Source organism: Schleiferilactobacillus harbinensis, assembly GCF_008694105.1.
GTDB classification, from domain to species: Bacteria; Bacillota; Bacilli; order Lactobacillales; family Lactobacillaceae; genus Schleiferilactobacillus; species Schleiferilactobacillus harbinensis.
In genome coordinates, this window is sequence record NZ_CP041364.1 from 981,590 (window position 1) to 999,996 (window position 18,407).

The window sequence follows — 18,407 nt, forward strand, 5'->3', positions numbered from 1 at the left end:
GTGTCAGTTGTTTAATTCAGATTACTTGTCGTCGTTGTGGACTTCGGAGAAGTCGCCGTCAACCGTATCACCGTTGCCGCCGTCCTTGCCCTTGTCGCCGCCGTCTTGATTGCCGTCAGCGGAGCCAGAACCATCAGCAGCACCAGACTTTTGCTGTTCTTGCTGGGCTTGTTGATACAGCTTCACGGTCAGGTCTTGCACGATCTTGTTCAAGTCGTCCCGCTTCGTCTTCATGTCCTCTAAGTCGTTGGCTTGCTGCGCTTTCTTCAACGCATCTTCGGCATCTTGGGCCTTCTTGATTTCGTCGTCAGAAACCTTGCCCTTGAGTTCCTTCAACGTCTTATCGGTCTGGAAGATCAGCTGATCGACATCGTTCTTCAGGTCAGCCTCTTCCTTCCGCTTCTTATCGGCGTCTTCGTTCTCTTTGGCTTCAGCCATCATCTTCTTGATTTCTTCATCAGACAGACCTGACGAACTCTGGATGGTGATCTTCTGGGACTTGCCAGTGCCCAGATCCTTGGCCGACACGTTCACAATGCCGTTCTTATCAATATCGAACGTCACTTGAATCTGCGGAATGCCGCGGGGTGCCGGCGGAATGTCCGCCAACTGGAAGCGGCCGAGGGTCTTGTCGTCCGCCGCCATGGGCCGTTCACCTTGCAGTACGTGAATATCAACAGCCGGTTGATTGTCCGCGGCTGTGGAGAACGTTTGCGACTTGGATGTCGGAATCGTCGTATTGCGGTCGATCAGCTTCGTGAACACGCCGCCCATGGTTTCAATACCCAAGGACAGCGGCGTAACATCCAGCAGGACAACATCGTGGACATCACCCGTGATGACCCCGCCTTGGATGGCGGCGCCCAGAGCAACGGCTTCGTCCGGGTTGATGGAGTGGTCAGGTTCCTTACCAGACCACTTCTTGACAGCATCTTGCACGGCCGGTGTCCGAGTGGAGCCGCCGTTCAAGATCACCTTATCAATATCGTCATAAGTCAACTTGGCATCGCGCAAGGCATTGTCCATCGGGATCTTTGTCTTTTCAACCAAATCCGAAGTCAATTCATCGAACTTCGCCCGGGTCAATTGCTTCTCCAAGTGCAGCGGGCCGTTGGGGCCGGCGGAAATGAACGGCAGAGAAATGGAGGTGCTGGTAACGCCAGACAGATCCTTCTTCGCCTTTTCAGCCGCGTCCTTTAACCGCTGCAAAGCCATCTTATCTTTGCTCAGGTCAACGCCGTTCTCAGCCTTGAAGTCCTTGACCAGCCAGTCCATGATGCGCCGGTCAAAGTCATCGCCGCCCAAGTGGGTATCACCGTTCGTGGACAGGACTTGGAAGACACCGTCGCCTAATTCCAGGATGGAGACATCGAACGTACCGCCGCCCAGATCATAGACCAGAATCTTCTCGTCTTTCTTCTCGTCCTTGTCGACCCCATAAGCCAAAGCGGAAGCGGTCGGTTCGTTGATGATCCGATCGACTTTCAACCCGGCAATCGTCCCGGCATCCTTGGTGGCCTGCCGTTGGGCATCATTGAAGTATGCCGGCACGGTAATCACAGCATCCTTCACTTCTTCACCTAAGTAATCTTGGGCGAAGTTCTTGATGTATTGCAGGATCATCGCAGAGATTTCTTGGGGTTTATACGTCTTATCGCCGACTTTAACGGTGTAATTCGGATCACCCATGTGGCGCTTGATCGAAGAAATTGTGTCCGGGTTCGTGATTGCTTGCCGCTTTGCGACTTCCCCGACTTGGATCTCGCCATCCTTGAAGGCGACAACGGACGGTGTGGTCCGGTTGCCTTCTGGGTTAGCGATGATTTTTGGCTTGCCGCCTTCCAAAACAGCGACTGCGGAGTTGGTGGTGCCTAAGTCGATACCAATGACTTTTGCCATACTCAAATTACCTCACTTTTAACAATATACAATTCAAATTTTTATTCAATTCACGCGTATTACTGAGCGACAACGACCATCGCGGGCCGCAGGACGCGATCCCGCAGCATGTAGCCCTTTTGCAGCACTTGCACGACCGTGTCGGCTGGATGATCCTTGTCGGCCGGTGCAGTGGAAACCGCTTGGTGCTTGGTCGGGTCAAATTTTTCACCCGCCGCCGCGATCTCCGTAATGTGATTCTCGGCCAAGGAGTGGATCAAGTGTTCATGGGTCATTTCCACACCCTTGTGCAGCTGGGCCATGCCGTCCGCATTGACTTCAGCGGCCAAGGCCCGTTCCAGATTATCGGCCACCGGCAGGATCGACTTGGCTAATCTTTGGCCGTCGTACTTAATCATCCCGTCGATTTCTTTCTTCTGGCGATTGCCCATATTGCGCATCTCTGCTTCAGCCCGCAAGTATTTATCTTCCAGTTGGGCCACTTTGTCTTTTAACTCTTTATTTTCTTTTTCCAACGCGGCGGTCGACGGGCCCTTGATCAAATCATCCAGGTCTGCCTTGGTTTCATCCAATACCTTGTCCTCAGTGGATTCCGGCTGTTTCTTCCGGCCAGTTTGGACATGGGCGTGGATTTGAGCCGCGGTATCTTTTTCTTGCACGTGATCTTCAGAAGGAAAATCTTCCTTCTTCTTTGTCTCGTGTTCTCTTTCCTTAGCCAATCTGCAAAACCCCTTCGTTAATTATCCGTGATCCCGATAGTAATCGGCAATGCGCCGGGCCAGTTCATCCCGGAATAAATCCAGCAGCCCGATCACTCGGGAATACGGCATGCTGGACGGACCGAGGATCGCAATCATGCCATCCCCATACTCGCCAGCGTGGTACGTAGCCCGAATCAACGACATGTTGGCCAGCAATTGGTTCGGGAACTCATGACCCAAGCGCACGGTCACCCCGTGCTCAGTGGGCGGCTTGGTGTCGTCATCGGGATCGTTCAGCCCCAGGAGCGCCGCGAGTTGATCATCTGTATCGATCAGATGATACAGCGACTTCAGCTGATTCACATCGTCCATGTGGGCGTAATCCAGAATATTCATCTTGCCGCTGATATGGAAGCGGTCTGCACTGGCTTCGCTGAGAATCCCATGGACCACATCCAGAAAGAAATCCGGCGAGTGAATATACTGACTGATCAGCGGGATCAAATGACTGTCCAGCTGGTTCATGACCGTCGCAATGGGCTTGCCCACCAGCTGATCATTGATCACCCGCATCACCGCCTCCAGCTGTTCACCAGTGACGGTATCCGGGATCACGAACGTCTTATTGACGACCTGCCCGGAGGTGGTAATCAGCAAGGCCAAGACCCGGCGATTACCCAGCGGCATCAATTGGAAGCCTTCCAGGCGCATGACGCCCACTTCCGGCCCCAGCGTGATCGCTGTATAGTGAGTCAGTTCAGAAAGGATCTTCGCCGACTGGGCCACCAATTCATCGCCTTGATAGAACTTCTGACGGAAAATGGTCTGAATCATATTCAAATCATCGGAATCCACCATCGTCGGCTGCAATAGATGGTCCAAGTAATACCGATAGCCGGTATCGGACGGCACCCGGCCGGAGGACGAATGGGTCTTCTCGATCAAGCCCGCCGATTCCAGCGCCGCCATGTCGTTGCGAATCGTGGCACTGGAGACCTTCATCGGGAGCGAACCCATGATGGTCTTAGAACCCACCGGTTGGCCGCTCTCGTTATAGTGCCGAATAATCTCCTTTAACACCAACATCTCACGTTTGGTCAGCATCGCTACCACCTCTTTTTTAGCACTTAATGATGTTGAGTGCTAATACACTACATAATATACCAACCAAGCGCTTTGAAGTCAATGGCTCAGCGATATTTTTAGCAGGTTTTCGGTGCGGGTGCTAATCGGCATCATCCAGCAAGAATTTTTCAAACACGTCGTTGCCGATGAAGCGGCCCCGCTGGGTCAGCGCGACATGGCGGCCATCATCGGTGACCAATCCCTGGGCGACCAGTTCCGGCACCGTTTGCCCGTACACGTCCTCGATGGTCATCTTGAAGCGCTGGGCAAAACGCTGGCGGTCCACCCCGGCATTCAAGCGCAGCCCAAGAAACATCTGCTCTTCCATTTGTTCCTCGGGAGAAACCAATTGGCGGGCAAACACCGGCACCTTGCCCGCCCGTAACGGGTTCAGATATTGCTGAATCGGGCCGAAATTATGGTAGCGATCCCGATCCAGGTAGCCCCAGGCGCCGGCGCCGAAGCCAAAGTAGTCTTCATTCTGCCAATACTTCTTGTTGTGCACCGATTCGTACCCGGGCTTTGCAAAGTTGCTGATTTCGTATTGGTGAAGCCCGTGATCGGCGAAATAATCCATGGCCAGTTCATACTCGTCAGCCTCCGTGTCATCGCTGGGCAGGTGGAGTTTGCCCGCACGCATCAGGTTATAGAATACGGTTCGCTGCTCCAGGATCAGGGAATATGTCGCATAGTGGGGCAGATCCAGGGACACCGCTTGGCGCAAGCTATCGGCAAAATCATCATAGGTCTGCCCCGGCAAACGGTAGATCAGGTCCATGGACATGTTGTCAAAGCCGGCCGCCCGGGCATTTTTGAAGGCGGTGTACACGTCCTTGGCCCGATGGGTGCGGCCGATTTTCTTCAACACCGCGTCGTCAAACGACTGGACACCGACACTCAAGCGATTGACCCCGTGGTCTTTGAACACGTGCAGGAGATCCATGGTCAGCAAGTTGTTGGGATTGCATTCAATGGTGAATTCGCCGCCGGCCGGCAGCGGCAGCAGGTCGTTGACCCCGCTGAGCAGCCGGTCCATCTGTTCCGGAGACAACGCACTCGGTGTCCCGCCGCCGATATAGACGGTCTCGATCGATTCATCCGGGTATTCAGCCAGCACCATCTTAATTTCTTCTAGCAACCGCGTGATATAGTCATCCACCGGCTGGCCCTGGATGAAAACCTTATTGAAATTGCAATAGTAGCAAATATGTTCACAAAACGGGATGTGGATGTACGCAGCCGCCATTAGGGTTGGGTCCTTTCTGCATAATACTGTCGTGTGTGGGCGGCATCTTGGGCTAGCTGGTCAATCAGACCCTGGGCGGAGGAGAATTTCACCTCGCCGCGCAGGTAGTGATCCCAGACGATTTTGGCCGGTTCACCGTAGATATCGCCGTTGAAGTCCAGCAGGTTGCTTTCCACCGTGAGGAGCTGATTCGGTTCAAATGTCACGTTGTGGCCGATGGAGGTCATGCTGGGGTACCACTGGCCGCGGACAAAAAAGCGAGTGGCATAGATGCCGATACCGGGGACGACTTCGTTGGGTGTGACAGCCAGGTTGGCCGTCGGGTAGCCCAACTCCCGCCCCCGCTGCAACCCATGCACTACGGTACCCGTGTTGCAATAGGTCCAGCCCAGCAGGTCGTTGGCCTGATCCACCCTACCGGCGATGAGCAGTTCACGAATTTCCGTCGAGCCAACTTTGATGTCATTGAAGGCCACAGGCGGTACGGCCACTGCTTGGAAGCGGCCCTGGGCAAACTGATCGATCGTCTGCATGTTGGCCACGTCCCGGGGGCCGAAGGTGTAATCGAAGCCGGCCACGACGATCTGAGCATCAAGCCCGACCACGTACCGGTCAATAAATTGTTGCGACGTCACCTGCCTGAAGCTGGTATCCGTCTGGATCACAAAAAGCTGATCCACGCCGAAGCGGGCCATTAAAGCCGTCTTTTCAGTGATGGGTGATAAGTATTCAAAAGTCGCCCGGTCTGCCCCGCGGTAAATCACCGCCGGATGATCCGCAAAAGTGAGCACGCTCAGCGGCCAGCCGTGCTGGTCCGCAATCGCCCGCCCCTTGGCGATCACCGCTTGGTGGCCGCGGTGGACGCCGTCAAAGAAGCCTAACACGAGCACCCGCGGCGTGGTGTATGCCGCCGTATCCGGCACTGGGCTGGCTAAGGAAATGACTTCCATACTCACTCCGCCTCCTTTCCCGTTGTTTCATGCAGCAGCATTTGGGCCGCCCGCCAGGTGCCGGTCTGGGTCTCGTAGCGGTAAATCGCCTGAATGTCCCCACCATACCGAAGAAACAGCTCATTGCCATCGGTCGCAGGACGGGTTAAGCGCAAGTAATTGCCATGCTGGACCCGGGTCCAGGCCGCCGGGGTCAAGTCTTCAATCGGCATATCCGCAAACACCGCCTGGATCGGCCGCACAAAATCGGTCAAGGGTGCGGCCGCCAAGTCGGCCAATGTGACGCTTTCGGCCAATTGAAAGCCGCCGCTGGCCTGACGAGTCAATTGACTCATCACCGCCGGCACGCCCAGCCGCTGGCCCAAATCGGAGGCCAGTGTCCGGATATATGTCCCCTTCGCGACTTGTGCTGTGAATGAAAAAGTCTGCTCCCCGGTTTCTTCATTAAAGACAGGGGCGCTCGTGCGGTCGAAATGATACACATGCACCGTCCGCGTCGGCCGGGCCACCGTCTCGCCAGCCCGGGCGTATTCATAGAGATGTTTGCCATTGACCCGCACAGCAGAATATAACGGCGGGGTTTGATCGTAAGCGCCCTGAAAAGAGGCCATCGCCTGATCAATGGCCAGTGCGGTAAACGGCACCGTCAGCCGTTGGCGGTCAATTTCTTTTCCACTCAGATCCTCGGTATCCGTCGCGAAGCCCAGAGTGATTTCACCAGTGTACGTCTTGGGCATGGTTTGCAGCCGATCCACCAGCTTCGTGGCGACCCCTAAACAAATCGGCAGCACCCCATCCACATCCGGATCCAGGGTGCCCCCATGCCCCACCCGCTTCTGGTGGGCGAGCTTGCGCACCGCTGCCACACAATCAAAACTCGTCATCCCTGCTTCCTTATGCAAGGGGATAAAGCCGTTGATCACAACAATTCCTCCAATAATTCGATTCAAGTATGTAGCCTCTAGTTTACAGCAGAACGGTGGCAGGAACAAAAGAGTTCAATGTCAGCACCAACGCCAATCGAAAGTCAATTTGATTTAAGGTACACTGAATAAGGAAAATGAAAAAGAAGGTGCACGCTCATGGAAATTGCCATTGTGGAAGATAATCCAACGATGCAGCAGACCCTCACGGATATGTTGGCTAGCTTACACCGCAATTTAACTTGGACGGTCTTCGCGTCAGGCGAGCAGTTCCTGTTTGCCTGGCCGGATCATCCCCACTTTGATTTGATTCTGCTGGACATCAAACTGCCTGGTATGGACGGAATGGCAGTGGCCAAAAAGATTCGAGCGCAGGATGCAAAAATGCCCCTGGCTTTCTTGTCCAATTATGATGACTACGTCTTTGACGGCTACGATGTGAACGCCTTAGATTACATTTTGAAGCCGATCACCCCGGAGAAACTGACCAAACTGCTTGATCGGGCCGCCGCTACCGAGCGGCCGCCATTCATTATCCTGCCCCTGGCCGACGGATCGACCCAAGTTTACCTGTATGACATCATGGCCTTCACCGTGGATGGTCACTATTTGACGGTCATCACCCAGGAACGTCAAGACGCCTTCAAAGACAGCCTTCAGAATATTCGCACCCAGTTGGACAATCGCTTCATTCTGACCCACCGGTCGGCTTTGGTGAACATTGACCACATCCGCACCATTGGCAAAGACACGGTCACTTTGGCCAACGGGGTCGCCGTACCCCTCGCCCGGAACCGGACGCAAGCGATCAAGCAGGCCTTCTGGGAGCGGTTCAGAAAGTTGGCGCGGCAATGATCGGGCAACTGTTATGGTGCACCCTATTCTTCACCTTAGGCGGTCTGCTTTGGCTGAGTGCGCACCCGGAAAAGAAACCGTGGTGGTCGGGGCTGGCCCTGATCCCCATCGCTACACTGCCCTTCATTATCCCCTGGGGCGGCATTCTCGCCGCGCTGCTGATTCTGGGGCTCTATGCTTGGCTGGGCCGCGATCCGCTCCATGCCCGCTGGCCGGATATGGTGTTGGGCGGTTTACTGGTACTCGCGGCGCTGGCCCCGATTTGGTTGTCGCTGCCGAAGAGTGCCGCTGGCCTATTCACCATTGTCATCAGCGCCTGCACCGTGCATATTGCCGGGGGACAAACCTTTCGCCCGCTGTGGCTGCTGCTGAGCGGCACCGGTGCGATTTTTGCCGTCCTCTTTTTCATTTCAGACACACCAGCGCGCTTCTTGCTTCTTGGGCTGTGGCTGCTTACCGTGAAATTGGTGACCGGCCTGCTCACTTATTTGTTCCAGCAAACCGACATGGTCTATGCCCAATCACTGGATGGCATCATGGCCAACTACATTAAAGAAGTCAACGATCTCTATGCGCAGATTCGCGGCTGGCGCCACGATTACCACGATCATTTGCAATCGCTGAAAGTCTATCTCCACGACGGCGACGTGTCCCAAGCGCAGCATTATTTAAGCGAATTGGAGACTTCCCTGGGTGATATCGAACAAATCGTCCGCTCCGGCAACCCGATGCTGGACGCGGTCCTGAACGCCAAATTAACCATGGCCAAGAACCAGCAGATCCCGATGAATGTGAAAGCCTTTGTCGGCCCGCAACCGCTCATTAAGGATGTTGATTTGGTGGTGATTCTTGGCAACATTTTGGACAACGCCCTGAAGGCCATCGAAGCCCAGCCGGCAACGGACGACCGCTTCCTGCGGGTCTACATTGCGATTATGAAGCAACAGCTCTATATTTCTGTGACCAATACCCGACCGGCGGATCAATATATCAACTACGATTATGCATCGACGAAGAACGACAAACGGGGCCTCGGCATTCGCCGGATCAACGCGCTGGTCGAGAAATATAACGGGATGATCAACCGGCAATATGAAGAGGGCGTGTTCGTAACTGAGATCGCCCTGCCCTTACCCACAATAAGTCAAAAAGCCGCCGCCAGCACGGACTGACAGCGACTCATATAAATTATTTGGCTAGTCGATGGCGTACGCGGCATCGGCGTTTTTGCGTTCGGCTTTAATTTTGTCGGCCGTGTAGTATTGCGCCTAAGCTTCAAAGAGCCGGTAATACAACCCCTGCGCCTGCATCAACGCCGCGTGGGTCCCATCCTCCACAATCTGGCCGTGGTCCAAAACGACAATGCGCTGACTGAAACGGGTCGAACTCATGCGGTGGGAAACGTAGATCGCCGTTTTCTTCTCCATCAGGTCATCAAACTTCTGGTAAATTTCATATTCCGAGACCGGGTCCAGAGCGGCAGTCGGTTCGTCGAGAATGATGAATGGCGCATCTTTGTACCAGGCCCGGGCAATGGCAATTTTCTGTGCTTCCCCACCGGAGATGTCCACCCCCGCGGGATCAATATTCTTGGTGAGGCTGGTTTCTGTCTTTTTCGGCATTCTGTCTACTTTGTCCCACACTCCGGCCAAGGTCAATGCCCGCTGAATGCGCTCAGGATCCTTATGGGTATTCACCGCGACATTATCAGCGACTGAGAAGGCAAACAACCGGTAATCCTGGAACACCACGGCGAAAATCTGCTGATATTCGTGAATGTCGTATTTCTGGATATCGATGCCGTTCAACAGAATTCGGCCTTCTGTTGGTTCTGCCAAGCGGGTCAGGAGCTTAATGAGCGTCGTCTTGCCACTACCGTTTGGGCCAACCAGCGCTAACCGTTGGCCGACTTTGAATTGCAGGGTCACGTGGCGCAATGCCCACTCCTGAGTGCCCGGATAGCGATAGCTCACATCGTCTACTTTGATCTCATAGTTATTATCCAACCGTTTTTCGATCGGCAGCCTCCCCTTGGCGGGCGCATCTGGATATTCAATGAAATCAATGAATTGATCCAAGCCCTTCAAGATAGACGCACTCGTGCCAATCGTATCCATCATTGTGGTGAGTGCACCGATCACCTGTTGCAGATAACCCACATAGGCAATCACGGCCCCAATCGATATTGCCCCGGCCAAGCCTTTGATGCCGACGACCACGTAAAGCATTCCGATAATAACGCTCAGTACAATATTATTGAGACTGCGGGCGGCAGTGGCCTGAGTCAGCATTTTGTTGTCTTCAATGATTTGAGTTCGATTTTCTTTGGCAAAATAGTGCAGCAAGTGATCGTGGGGGTCAAAAATTCGAATCACTTTGCCGATGACATAATCGTCAAACACGGTTTGGATGTAGTACGCTCCCATCCGGTTAAACTGCACGTTGAAGTTATAGAACTTCCGCATGTATTTGCCGCTCAATTTAGCCAAAGGAAAGGCCATGACCACTGGAATCGCAATAATTACTAGCATGAGCACCAACAGCCACGGTGAATTAGAAAATCGGGCCAAGGCGGTTGTTTCTTGGCTGCGGGCAGTAAACAACGCAACGAGTGACGCACCAGAAAGAACAACCGCCGCAATCAGACCGCACACACTATTGACGACTTGGGTGACAAACCGGCCGAAACCGCCAGAAAACATAATGCTGGTGTTAGCTGCCGCATACTCATCCCGGAATTTTGGATCAATGAACGTGGGATAGGTCACTGTCAGCATCTTCTTGTTGGTCATGGCTTGCATGCCGAACCAAGAGCCCCAGGCATTCACGTTGGCATGCATCGTCAACCGATAGCCGATGATTGCAAGGACGAAGATGGTGCCCAGGAAGGCCGCCGTCATCGGCCATAGTTGCGCCATCGTCACGTTGGGCACGGTCAGTTGCGTGACCAGCACCCCTAAGAAGGTGACGGCGGCGTATCCTTGGAGCAGGGTGACCACGGCCAACGCGGCTTGGACCGCAACGGAATGCGGCCGCAGCACGTTGGCATAATGAAGATATTCACGGTAAGAATGATGATTAGCCTCTGGCGCTTGCTTTTTCTTAGGCATCTTGGACCGCCTCCTGACCAGTTTGTTTCTCAGTATAATATTGACTCTGGGTGCGGTATAACGCTGCGTACGCCGGGCAGTGGGCCAGCAATTCTTCATGGGTCCCACTGGCGGCAATTTGCCCCTGTTGTAAGAACAGAATGCGATCTGAGAACCGGGTGGACGCCAACCGGTGCGAAATGAACAGGCTGGTCTTGCCTGCTGCCATTTTCTGATAATTTTGATATAACGCACTTTCCGCCAACGCATCCAGCGCGGCAGTGGGCTCATCGAGTAACAGGATCGGCGCATCCCGGTACAATGCCCGGGCAATCATTAATTTTTGGGTCTGCCCGCCGGATAACGTCACGCCATCGTCCTGAATGTAATTCGTCAATTCTGTCTGGAGACCATGTGCTAATTTGTCGATATCCGCAGTTAAGCCCGCTTCCGCCAAGGCATTTCGGACCCGTTGTTCATCGTAGTCCCGCGTCATTGCAACGTTATAGCCGACGCTGCCGGCAAATACGGTGCTTTCTTGGAAAACCGGCGCGAAATAGCTGCGCAGCGTGGCCGGCGGAATATCCTGGATATTAATGTCATTGATCGTGATGGTCCCGCTGTTAGGCGTTAACAACCCCATCATCAACATGGTGATCGTTGTTTTACCGGCCCCGTTCAGGCCGACGAGGGCAATACGCTCACCGGCATGCAGCGTGAAGGAAATATCATTGAGGACGGGGGCGGTACCGTCCGGGTAAGTGAAACTGACGTGGTCAAACACCACCGTGAGCGGCTTGCGCGCATCGAAATGCGGGACGGTTTTGCCCTGGGGCATATCTTGGATGACTGCCTCGGCCCAATCCAGAAAGCGGCGTCCGGTGTTGACATCCGTATTGGCCCCCTTGAGGAGGCCATACTGAGTCAGAACGGCTTCGACAGTCATGCCGACGGTACTCAACAAGGTGAAATAAAAAGTGAATTGGCTGATACTCACCTGTTTATTGACCATGAGCAGGAGTAAGACACCGTAGCCCACGGTATTTCGAATCAAGGTTAACAAGGCCGACCCGCTGCTGACCCAGAACTGGCGGCGTTCAATCTTGGTTTGGGTCTGGTTGGTGGCCGCCACAAATTGATCGTACTTGCCCTGATACCACCCCGCCATGTGATACAGCCGGATATCCTTCCCATTCTCTTCTTGAAAACTGGAACGTTGAATATATTTACCGGGGGTCCACCGATCTTCCATGACCTTCTGCTGCTGCCGGCGGAACCGTTGGAAAGATTGTTGGGGATAGAAGGCGAGGAGTGTCGTGGCGATAATTACGCCTGCGATCCACCACGACGCCTGTCCCAGGATTACGGCATCAACCAGGATCATCAGAGCATTTTGCACGGTATGAACAAGGGTATTATAGAATACCCCCACTCCTGACTCATCACCACCATAACCATAATTCATACTCTCTGCTCGCTTGGCCCGCACTTGGGCGTCGGCGGCAGCCACATAGGGAATGTGCAAGTAGTCGCCGCCATCCGTGGCAAACATTTCGTTGCGCACCGCGCTGCTGGCCATCCGCATGAAAGTATCTAAGACGGCTTGGCTGAATTGCAAACATCCCAGCCCTAAGCCGATCCCGATCATCAAGAGCGCGACCAGCGGCAACCCCGTGTGCTGGCCCAGCAACCGGACAAGCAGGGCCGGGACAGCCGCGCTCACCAGAGTGATGCCCAATTGAATCACGAGAATACTCGGCAGCCACCATCTTAAATGGTCGGCGATACCCCGGCGCTGAACATTGAACCAGCGCAGGTTTTCCCAGATTGAATAGTGCTTATCTGTCATTTTTTTAATCATCATGCTCACCTCTCCAAAGCCACCCTGTTTTCTAACTGTCCCCAGCATACCCCCAGAAGTTCGTAAGAGGTCGTTAAACGGGCGTATATGAAAAAGTGGCGCAACCCTCTAACATAAGGATTGCGCCACTGCTGTACTCGAATTATTTATTCGTGGCAGATCTCCTGCACTTTCGGTGACCAGGGTAAATAGTCCTGTAGGACCGTCAAGTCCCCGGGCACCGGCAAATTAGGTAATGCCGCAAACAAATAGTTCAAGTATTGACGAAGGTCGAGGTGATTTATCTCTGCAGTTTTGAGCACACTTAATAAGATGCCCGTCGCTACGGCGCCGCGTTTGCTCTGTGAGAAGAGCCAATTTTTGCGGCCCATCACCAGCTCTTTGACGGCTCGTTCGGCCCGGTTATTGGATAACTCCAACCGGCCGTCTTGGAGAACCGCCCGTAATCCTACTTCATGGCCCAGTGCGTATTCAACTGCGCGACCAAGTTTGGATTTCGGTAAGTAACTGTCACCCAATTCAAACAACCATTTGAAGAAGGCATCCATCTGCGGCTGGAGGTGTTCTTTACGCTGCGCAAGTCGCTCAGTTGCGGGCAGGCCACGCCATCCCTGTTCCAAGTGGAACATCTCATTACAGTATTGCCGACCAATGGGTGCCAATCCGGTATCACCACCGGTAACCGCTTCGTCGAACTTCCGCCGGACGTGCGCCCAGCAATAAACATTGGTCAGATCCGGCAACCGGGGATACACAGCATAGCCATCGGTCTGCAGGTATTTCGTATATCCCTTAAGGAAGCGCTCAGCTTCGCCGTACCCGCGGGTGTCGCCGTGGTCATACAGGATAATTTGATGCTCCGCAAACTTGCCTGAGGTGTAAACCCAGTAATAGGTCTTGGCCTTCTTGATGGCGAGCACCCGGTAGGGCGTCTCATCGGCGTGAATGATATCCTGGGCCAGCAGTTCTTGATGCATCAAATTGTAGAGCGGCCGCAGATATTCTTCGGCTGCCTTGATAGGCCAACCAGACAGGGCTTGCCGGGTAAAATCTGCGCCACGATTATGCCAGAGCTTTTCTTGCCGGTAATCCGGCACTTTATAGATAAATTTGGTCAAGATTGATTCGGTCACGACCGCATTTGAAGCCATACTGTGGGAGATCACGGGCTTCGGTACGTCTGCTTTCTTGGTGATTACCTTACCGTGGTCTTGTAAACACTGCTCGTTAGTGCAGACGTAAGTGTGCTGGTAAACAGTGGTGGCCAACAACTTAACGGGGACAAAGTCGACCTCTTTACGTACGGCTGTCCGCCCAATATCGGCCATCATCTTCCCACATCCTGGGCAAATCTGATCTTCAGTGTCTAAAGTATAGTCGCGAGTGTTTTGTGGTAATTGACTCAGGTCCATCGATTTTCGGTGAACCACTTTCTTAGGGCGTTTCTTGACTGGCTCGTCTTCGCCACTCGCCTTGGCGACCGCTGCTTGTTCTTCCTGGGTGAGCACGTGTTCGTTGAAGAGGTTGGTTTGCCCATCTGGCAAATTTTGGCTGGATTCGCGGCGACGACCATAGAGAACACGTTTCAATACGGCCAGCTGCTCCTGCATCTGTTGGTTTTCGTGGAGTAAATTTTGGACGATAGTCCGTAATTGCTCGGGGGTGGCATCTGCGAGTGCAATGCTATTTTTTGGGTCGACCAATGTGTGGCCCTCCTGAATTATTGATTATTGGATTATATCATTTATAGATCATAAAAAGGAAGAGGTAATACCAAATTTCATTTGGCATCCTCTTCCACATTTAATTGGTATATCCGACCCTGCGGTCATGAATGGTACGCCTCTCAATAATACTTAGACCAGTGATCAATCGTTTTAACTGGTAATGGCTTAGTCGTTGTACGTCGGACCGGTTGCGGGGCCATTGCAGGTGGCCGTTCTCGAACCGCTTGTAATAGAGGACGAAGCCGCTGCGATCCCAGTAAAGGGCCTTGAACCGGTCCCGCTGACTGCCGCAAAATAGGAATAGTGAGTGGTCGTACGGGACTTCGTTCTCACCATAGAGTTCCCGCAGTGAGGCAGCTAAACCGTCAATTCCTTTGCGGAGGTCAGTCTTGCCACAGATGATGTAGATGTTAAGTTCTTGGATATTGGGGAACATTACCAGTCAACTCCTGTAAGACGATGTGCCGAGTGCTCCGATCAGCACCATTATAAAAAATCACTTCGGCATCTTTGAGCTTGATTCGAGCAGCTATCTGGGGCTTCCCACCAGTGCTGGGTGTCCGATCTGTCATTTGAACCGGCACAATATCTTTAATTTGAACCATAAAAAGCCTCCTTGTGCACTTGATGACTCAAGCATACAAGGAGGCTACGGCGCGAACCATATACCCGTTTAACGACCGCTTACAGAAGTTCGCCCGTAGCGGCTGCGCGTCACGAAATCCCTAATTCCGTACCTGAAATGCAAAAAAGCGGTGCCCGCCCATTCCTGCGAATGGTCAGACACCGCTTCAGTTAATGCTTAGCTTTCATCATTATCCTGCACATGCAATTGGCGAATCAGCTTATCGATGTGTTCACCATACCGGACAGACGGATCCTGATGGAACGATAATTCAGGGATCTTGTATGTCGTCAGGCGATGGCCCAACTCCCGGCGAATCAGCGGGGTGGCTTTATCCAGCCCGGCTTGGGCCTTTTCCGCCGCCGACGCTAGATCGGACAGAATGCTGTAATAGATCTTGCAGTATTGCAGATCCTGAGTGACCTCCACACCGGTGATCGTCACTCCTTCAACCCGCGGATCGCGGACCCGCTTGAGCAGGATGTCGGTGACTTCACGCTGGATTTCTGATTCAACTCGGCCAATACGATGTTTCATAGGCTAACTCCCCCTATTATTTGACCGGTACTTCTTCCATCACGTAGGCTTCGATCTGGTCGTCCACGTGGATGTCGTTGTACCCATCAATCGTCAAACCACAATCGAAGCCTTGGCGGACTTCCTTCACGTCATCCTTGAAGCGCTTCAGGGAAGCCAGCTTACCTTCGTGAATAACGATGCCGTCCCGGATCAAGCGGACGCCGGAATCACGGGTAATCAAGCCGTCAGTGACCAAGCACCCGGCAATCGTGCCAATCTTGGACACATTGTAGATTTCCCGGACTTGTAAGTTCCCGGTGACCTTCTCCTTGTATTCCGGTTCCAGCTTACCCTTCATGGCGGATTCGACTTCGTCAATGGCTTGGTAGATGACCCGGTGCAGCCGGATATCCACATCGTCGGTATCGGCTTGGGCTCGGGCCTGCGGCGTCGGGCGCACGTTGAAGCCGATGATGATCGCGTTGGACGCTGCGGCTAAGGTGACATCACTTTCGTTGATCGCTCCGACGGCCTGGTGAATAATGTTCACTCGCACGCCTTGGACGTCAATCTTCTGTAATGAATCGGCCAAAGCTTGAACAGAACCTTGGACGTCGGCCTTGATAATGACGTCGACTTCCTTCATCTGTTCTTCCTTCATGGTTTCGAACAGATTATCCAGAGTCACGTGGGTGCTGTGTGCCCGCTCTTCGGCTTGAGCATTCTTCGAGCGTTCTTCACCAACAGCCCGGGCCGTCTTTTCATCAGAGAAGACAACGAAATGATCAGCGGCGTTGGGCACGTCATTCAATCCGGTGATTTCCACCGGTTCAGCCGGTTTGGCCTCCTTGATCCGGCGCCCGCGGTCATTGGTCATAACCCGGACCCGGCCGAAGGTATCGCCAACGACGATGGGATCGCCGACTTTCAGCGTTCCCTGCTGTACCAGCAAGGAAGCAACAGGGCCGCGGCCCTTATCCAACTTGGCTTCCAAGACGGTCCCTACAGCGGGCTGATCCGGATTAGCCTTCAATTCCATGACGTCGGCTTGGAGCAGAATCATTTCCAGCAATTCATCCAAGTTCTTGCCGTATTTGGCCGAAATTTGGACGAAGATCGTGTCGCCGCCCCAGTCTTCCGGAATCAACCCGTATTCGGTCAGTTGTTCCATGACGTGGTTCGGGTTAGCCCCTGGCTTGTCGATCTTGTTCACGGCCACGATCATGGGCGCATGTGCCGCCTTAGCGTGGTTGATGGCCTCAATCGTCTGGGGCATGACGCCGTCATCGGCGGCCACGACTAGAACGATAATATCTGTGACATCCGCGCCGCGGGCCCGCATTTCGGTGAAGGCTGCGTGTCCCGGCGTATCCAGGAACGTGATTACCCGGCCATCAAGCTTCGTTTGGTAGGCCCCAATATGTTGGGTGATCCCGCCGGCTTCGCCCTCGGTGACGTGGGTATGGCGCAATTTGTCCAGCAAAGTTGTCTTACCATGGTCAACGTGCCCCATGATAGTGACAACAGGCGGCCGGGCAACTAAGTGATCGGTGTTCTTTTGTTCTTTTTCAAAGAGGGCGTCCAGATCAGAAATATCTTGTTCAACCTTCTTTTGGGCGTTGATGCCGTAATCGGCGGCCAGCAACTCGATGGTATCGTCATCCAAAGATTGGTTCTGGTTGACCATCACGCCGAGCATGAAGAGCTTCTTAACGATTTCTGCCGGTTCCCGGTGCAATACCTTGCCCAATTCTTGAGCGTTCATGCCTTCGGTATACACCAGAGTCTCAGGTAACGGCCGATCCTTGCGGGCCGGCATGACCTTGCGCGGTTCGTTATTGTAACGGCGCCCCTTCTTGTTCCGGCGATTGCGGCGATTGCTGTTACCGCCGCGGTTATCATTGAAACGGCTATTGCCGGTATTGCTGCCGCCGCGGTAATTGCTGTTGCCGCCTTGGTTGCGCGTCCGCCGGCTGTTATCCGTCGTCGCGGTCGTGGATTGACTGCGGCTTTGATTACTGCTGGTGTTGCGGTTTTGCGCTTGGTTCCGATTTTGCCCTTGGCCTTGGCTGCGATTCTGGCTTTGCCCTTGGCCTTGATTCGGCCGTGACTGGGTCTGCTGACCGCGGTTTTGTCCTTGGCTTTGGCCCTGATTCCGGTTCTGGCCTTGGTTCTGACTGCGATTGCTTTGGCTTTGACCCTGAGGACGATTCTGACCCTGGGTCCGGTTTTGTCCTTGGCTCTGGCTGCGGCCAGTGTTTTGGTTCTGGTTCCGGGCGGGACTCGCCGTACGCTGATTGGTCGCAGCGGCATGCTGCTGATTATTATTATTAGGCTTTGCTTGGGTAGTGGTTACCGTAGGTTTAGGCTCCTGTCTGTGAGTTGACTGAGTGGGACGGGCTGTATTGGCAGTCGGCTGATCCTGCTTGGCGACGGGCCGCGGTGTTTCTTGAGGCTTCGCGGGCGCCGCATTAACGGCAGGCTGCCGACGGGGTTGCTCCCGCCGCGTAGAAGAAGTGTGCCGGTCTTCCCGAGGCACACCGGTGGTGGTCTTCACGCCATGGACACTGGCGTGGGCCGCATTCGGTTTGCTCTTAGGTCGCCGGATAGCCGATACGAGAATTTTTGTCTTGCCTGTATGGGTGTCCTTCTGATCCTTGCTCTGTGATTTTGGTTGACTTGCTTGCTGTACTTTGTTGTCAGCCTGCGGGGCTGATTGACTTGTACTCTGCTGCAAGACCTGCCGGACTTTACTTTGTCCGGCATCATCAATCATCGCCATGTGATTATTGATGGTCAAACCGGCCTTTTCGGCCGCTTCAACGACTTGTTTACTGGGTACTTTAATTTCTTTGGCGAATTCGTAGACACGCTTTTTCCCCATATC

Annotated in this window: 14 protein-coding genes and 1 pseudogene; 2 read left to right on the top strand and 13 right to left on the bottom strand. The window is 53.7% G+C overall.

Going from position 1 to position 18,407, the window contains the following annotated elements:
* Nucleotides 1-21: 21 nt before the first annotated feature.
* The 6 genes from dnaK to truB all read right to left on the bottom strand — a co-directional run bounded on the left by dnaK (nucleotide 22) and on the right by truB (nucleotide 6,841).
* Complete coding sequence (gene dnaK / locus FMM01_RS05090) at nucleotides 22-1,899, bottom strand: molecular chaperone DnaK (RefSeq protein WP_063515446.1); 1,878 nt, start codon at nucleotides 1,897-1,899, stop codon at nucleotides 22-24.
* 59 nt (nucleotides 1,900-1,958) lie between these two features.
* A complete protein-coding gene (gene grpE, locus FMM01_RS05095; protein ID WP_146993786.1) occupies nucleotides 1,959-2,618 on the bottom strand; it encodes a nucleotide exchange factor GrpE in 660 nt (219 codons plus the stop codon).
* A 21-nt stretch (nucleotides 2,619-2,639) separates the two neighbouring features.
* The gene (hrcA, locus tag FMM01_RS05100; protein WP_146993785.1) at nucleotides 2,640-3,704 is read right to left on the bottom strand and encodes a heat-inducible transcriptional repressor HrcA; all 1,065 of its coding nucleotides are present in this window, start codon (nucleotides 3,702-3,704) and stop codon (nucleotides 2,640-2,642) included.
* Between the two features lie 121 nt (nucleotides 3,705-3,825).
* A complete protein-coding gene (gene hemW / locus FMM01_RS05105) occupies nucleotides 3,826-4,971 on the bottom strand; it encodes a radical SAM family heme chaperone HemW (protein ID WP_150391831.1) in 1,146 nt (381 codons plus the stop codon).
* Nucleotides 4,971-5,921 carry a riboflavin biosynthesis protein RibF gene (gene ribF / locus FMM01_RS05110; protein WP_150391832.1) on the bottom strand — a complete coding sequence of 317 codons (951 nt, stop codon included), beginning with the start codon at nucleotides 5,919-5,921 and terminating at the stop codon, nucleotides 4,971-4,973. The genes hemW and ribF overlap by 1 nt, the downstream gene beginning before the upstream one ends.
* A 2-nt stretch (nucleotides 5,922-5,923) precedes the next feature.
* A complete protein-coding gene (gene truB / locus FMM01_RS05115; RefSeq protein WP_150393238.1) occupies nucleotides 5,924-6,841 on the bottom strand; it encodes a tRNA pseudouridine(55) synthase TruB in 918 nt (305 codons plus the stop codon).
* Nucleotides 6,842-7,003: 162 nt separating this feature from the next.
* On the opposite strand from truB, the gene FMM01_RS05120 reads away from it, so the two are divergent.
* Nucleotides 7,004-7,699 (top strand): LytR/AlgR family response regulator transcription factor, encoded by a 696-nt coding sequence (locus tag FMM01_RS05120; RefSeq protein ID WP_150391833.1) that lies wholly within the window; start codon nucleotides 7,004-7,006, stop codon nucleotides 7,697-7,699.
* A complete protein-coding gene (locus tag FMM01_RS05125) occupies nucleotides 7,696-8,871 on the top strand; it encodes a sensor histidine kinase (RefSeq protein ID WP_419555014.1) in 1,176 nt (391 codons plus the stop codon). The genes FMM01_RS05120 and FMM01_RS05125 overlap by 4 nt, the downstream gene beginning before the upstream one ends.
* Before the next feature lie 99 nt (nucleotides 8,872-8,970).
* Here the strand turns inward: FMM01_RS05125 and FMM01_RS05130 are convergent.
* From FMM01_RS05130 to infB, 7 genes and pseudogenes are all read right to left on the bottom strand, one after another.
* Nucleotides 8,971-10,809, bottom strand: a pseudogene (locus FMM01_RS05130) (ABC transporter ATP-binding protein); the annotation flags it as partial.
* Entirely contained in the window at nucleotides 10,802-12,652 is a 1,851-nt protein-coding gene (locus FMM01_RS05135) for an ABC transporter ATP-binding protein (protein ID WP_190973457.1), read from the bottom strand. The gene FMM01_RS05135 and the pseudogene FMM01_RS05130, both read right to left, overlap by 8 nt.
* A 143-nt stretch (nucleotides 12,653-12,795) precedes the next feature.
* Complete coding sequence (tnpC, locus tag FMM01_RS05140) at nucleotides 12,796-14,352, bottom strand: IS66 family transposase (RefSeq protein ID WP_150391513.1); 1,557 nt, start codon at nucleotides 14,350-14,352, stop codon at nucleotides 12,796-12,798.
* Between the two features lie 100 nt (nucleotides 14,353-14,452).
* A complete protein-coding gene (gene tnpB / locus FMM01_RS05145; RefSeq protein ID WP_057824131.1) occupies nucleotides 14,453-14,812 on the bottom strand; it encodes an IS66 family insertion sequence element accessory protein TnpB in 360 nt (119 codons plus the stop codon).
* Complete coding sequence (locus FMM01_RS05150; protein WP_150391512.1) at nucleotides 14,787-14,981, bottom strand: hypothetical protein; 195 nt, start codon at nucleotides 14,979-14,981, stop codon at nucleotides 14,787-14,789. The genes tnpB and FMM01_RS05150 overlap by 26 nt, the downstream gene beginning before the upstream one ends.
* Before the next feature lie 197 nt (nucleotides 14,982-15,178).
* The gene (gene rbfA, locus FMM01_RS05155; protein ID WP_027827716.1) at nucleotides 15,179-15,538 is read right to left on the bottom strand and encodes a 30S ribosome-binding factor RbfA; all 360 of its coding nucleotides are present in this window, start codon (nucleotides 15,536-15,538) and stop codon (nucleotides 15,179-15,181) included.
* Nucleotides 15,539-15,554: 16 nt separating this feature from the next.
* Nucleotides 15,555-18,404 carry a translation initiation factor IF-2 gene (gene infB / locus FMM01_RS05160; RefSeq protein ID WP_150391835.1) on the bottom strand — a complete coding sequence of 950 codons (2,850 nt, stop codon included), beginning with the start codon at nucleotides 18,402-18,404 and terminating at the stop codon, nucleotides 15,555-15,557.
* Between the last annotated feature and the right edge of the window lie 3 nt (nucleotides 18,405-18,407).